This is a genomic window from Palleronia salina, assembly GCF_900141995.1.
GTDB lineage: Bacteria > Pseudomonadota > Alphaproteobacteria > Rhodobacterales > Rhodobacteraceae > Palleronia > Palleronia salina.
The window spans coordinates 5,001-8,260 of the sequence record NZ_FQZA01000024.1 but is presented as its reverse complement, the minus strand read 5'-3'; the positions used below and the strand labels follow the sequence as shown (position 1 = coordinate 8,260).

Here is a 3,260-nt window from a genome sequence, read left to right as displayed (position 1 = left end):
GGAGTTTATAAGGTCCGACAACGGTGCCGAATTTGTTGCTCTGAAGGTCCGCGACTGGATCGGCGCCGTCGGTGCCAAGACCGCCTACATCGAGCCTGGCTCACCTTGGGAGAACGGCTACTGCGAAAGCTTCAACGCTCGATTCCGCAACGAGCTGCTCGACGGAGAGGTTTTCTATTCGCTCCGTGAGGCCCAGATCCTCATCGAGCGGTGGCGTCGCCACTACAATACCGTCCGGCCCCACAGCGCCTTGGGCTACGGGCCTCCGGCGCCGGAGAGCATCATAGCCGTCGACCGGCGACCAGCGATGCACTAACAATCAAACTGGACCACTCGGTTGGGGCAGCTCATCCCAGTACTCAACTCTATCTCTGCGCCTAGCCTGCTTCTCGAAGGACTATACGCCCCTCATGAAGACCGAGTACTAAGACGGGTCCATAGAGTCGATCCGAGCGAGATGCTTGGGTAACTCGTCGTTCACCATTTGATCTCCTGCCCGAGACCGGCCTACATTACCGCAGCCCTCGAACAAGGAACCTGTCATGCGCGTCGCCATTTACGCCCGGTATTCGTCATCGATGCAGAAGGCGGCCTCAATCGAGGACCAGGTCCGGCTTTGCGTCGAGCGCGCGGATCGCGAGGCGTGGACCGTGGTCCAGACCTTCACCGACATGGCCATCTCCGGGGCGTCGCTGCACAGGCCGGGGCTTCAGAGCCTGCTGGACCATGCGGCGCGGGACGGCCTGGACGTGATCCTGTGCGAGGCGCTGGATCGTCTCAGCCGGGACCAGGCCGATGTGGCGACGCTCTTCAAGCAGCTTTCGTTTCACGGGGTACGCGTCGAGACCCTGGCGGAAGGCCAGATCAGCGAGCTGCATGTGGGCCTGAAGGGCACGATGAACCAGCTCTTCCTGAAGGACCTGGCCGCCAAGACGCGGAGAGGCCTTCGTGGCCGGGTGGAAGCCGGCCGGTCCGGTGGCGGCAATGCCTACGGTTATGACGTCGTGCGCCGCCTGGGCGCGGATGGGCAGCCCGTCACCGGTGAACGGACGATCAATGACGCCGAAGCCGAGGTGGTCCAGCGGATCTTCAGATCCTTCGCCGAAGGGGCCTCACCGCGCGCGATCGCCCGGGACCTGAACGCGGACGGGATTCCCGGGCCCCGCGGCAAGCTCTGGCGCGATACGGCCATCCGGGGACACCGCGCCCGTGGGACGGGCGTGCTGAACAACGAACTCTATATCGGCAAGCTGGTCTGGAACCGGCTCCAATATGTGAAGGATCCCGCCACCGGCAGACGCGTCTCGCGGATGGACCCCGAGACAGAGCGGGTGACCAAGGCCGTCCCAGAGCTGAGGATTATCCCGGATGCGCTCTGGCAAGACGTGAAGGCGCGACAGGAGACAATCGACGCCACGCCCGCCGTGCAGGGGATCAAGAAGAGCCGCTTCTGGGAGAAGCGCAGGAGCAACCACCTGCTCACCGGAAAGCTCGTCTGCGGAACCTGTGGAGGAACGATCACCTCGGTCGGCAAGGATTACCTCGCCTGCGCAAACGCCCGGAAGCTCGGGACCTGCGATCATCGGCAATCCTACAAGCGCGAAATGCTGGACGACGCCGTCCTCGCGCTGCTGCGGGACCGGCTGATGCAGCCCGATGCCGTTGCGGAGTTTGTGTCCGCGTTCGGCGCAGCCATCAACGCCGAGCGCAGCAAGGAAGTAGCCGCACGGCGCCAGCTGACCGACGACCTCAAAGCGGTCGAGCGCAAGCTGCAGGGGCTCTACGATGCCATCGCCGACGGGTTCAGAACACCGGGACTTCTGCAGCAATTGGAAGACCAGGAGGCCCGGAAGACGGATCTGGAAGCGCAGCTGAATGGACCGGAGCCAACACCGGTGCGACTACACCCGGGCCTGTCCGATCTGTACCGCAAGAAAGTCGCGGTACTGTCCGCGTCCTTGCAGGATGCCTCGATCCGCAACCGTGCACTGGACGTCCTGCGCGGTCTGATCGAACGGGTGACCGTCAAATCGGATGAGGCTGGAAAGCCAGTTCTTCAGCTCGAGGGGGCGATTACCGCGATGATCGAGGAAGCACAGCCTGGTGCGCTTGGGTCAGTCGATCATGGTTCGGTAAAAGTGGTTGCGGGAGTAGGATTTGAACCTACGACCTTCAGGTTATGAGCCTGACGAGCTACCGGACTGCTCCATCCCGCGTTAATTTTCGTATCGTTTTGTCATCGTTTTGAGAGATATTTTTGAGCGAGGCTTATTAGGTTTGGCGGCGACCTACTCTCCCACGTCTTGAGACGCAGTACCATTGGCGCAACGGCACTTAACTGCCGAGTTCGGAATGGGATCGGGTGTTTTGCTCGTGCTGTGACCACCAAACCGAATAAACCTCGCGGATACATCAGTTTTCCAAGTCAAGTTCACGTGGTGTATGCTTTTGGTCCGAGTGTGACATGGTCTTGCATGTCTACTACTGGATCAAATCAAGCCTATCGGACAATTAGTACCGGTCAACTGAACGCATTGCTGCGCTTACATCTCCGGCCTATCGACGTGGTGGTCTACCACGGTCCTCAGGGATACCTTGTTTCGAGGGGGGCTTCCCGCTTAGATGCTTTCAGCGGTTATCCTTTCCGATCATAGCTACCCAGCACTGCCATTGGCATGACAACTGGTCCACCAGTGGATCGTTCACCCCGGTCCTCTCGTACTAGGGGCAACTCCTCTCAAGTATCCTACACCCACGGCAGATAGGGACCGAACTGTCTCACGACGTTCTAAACCCAGCTCACGTACCTCTTTAAACGGCGAACAGCCGTACCCTTGGGACCTGCTCCAGCCCCAGGATGAGATGAGCCGACATCGAGGTGCCAAACGGTGCCGTCGATATGGACTCTTGGGCACCATCAGCCTGTTATCCCCGGCGTACCTTTTATCCGTTGAGCGATGGCCCTTCCACGCGGGACCACCGGATCACTATGGCCGTCTTTCGACTCTGCTCGACTTGTCAGTCTCGCAGTCAGGCTGGCTTCTGCCATTGCACTCAACGAGCGATTTCCGACCGCTCTGAGCCAACCTTCGCACGCCTCCGTTACTGTTTGGGAGGCGACCGCCCCAGTCAAACTACCCGCCACACAGGGTCCCGGATCCGGATAACGGACCGCGGTTAGACATCAAGCGAAGCAAGGGTGGTATCTCAAGGATGGCTCCACCGCGACTGGCGTCACGGTTTCAAAGCCTACCACCTAT

General features: G+C 60.4%; 2 protein-coding genes, 1 tRNA gene and 2 rRNA genes (1 of these 5 only partly in view). 2 read left to right on the top strand and 3 right to left on the bottom strand.

From position 1 onward, the window contains the following. Together BUB76_RS17115 and BUB76_RS17110 are read left to right on the top strand one after the other, a co-directional pair. Nucleotides 1–316 (top strand): integrase core domain-containing protein (locus BUB76_RS17115; protein ID WP_139250920.1); only part of this gene is annotated, 316 nt, incomplete at its 5' end. Nucleotides 317–542: 226 nt separating this feature from the next. Continuing rightward, nucleotides 543–2,183 (top strand): recombinase family protein, encoded by a 1,641-nt coding sequence (locus BUB76_RS17110; protein WP_073130668.1) that lies wholly within the window; start codon nucleotides 543–545, stop codon nucleotides 2,181–2,183. Here the strand turns inward: BUB76_RS17110 and BUB76_RS17105 are convergent. From BUB76_RS17105 to BUB76_RS17095, 3 genes are all read right to left on the bottom strand, one after another. Beyond that, nucleotides 2,140–2,216 (bottom strand) — tRNA-Met (locus BUB76_RS17105). The two genes, BUB76_RS17110 and BUB76_RS17105, sit on opposite strands and share 44 nt — an antisense overlap. Before the next feature lie 59 nt (nucleotides 2,217–2,275). Further along, a 5S ribosomal RNA gene (gene rrf, locus BUB76_RS17100) occupies nucleotides 2,276–2,390 on the bottom strand. Nucleotides 2,391–2,490: 100 nt separating this feature from the next. Beyond that, a 23S ribosomal RNA gene (locus BUB76_RS17095) occupies nucleotides 2,491–3,260 on the bottom strand; it runs 2,064 nt beyond the window's last position.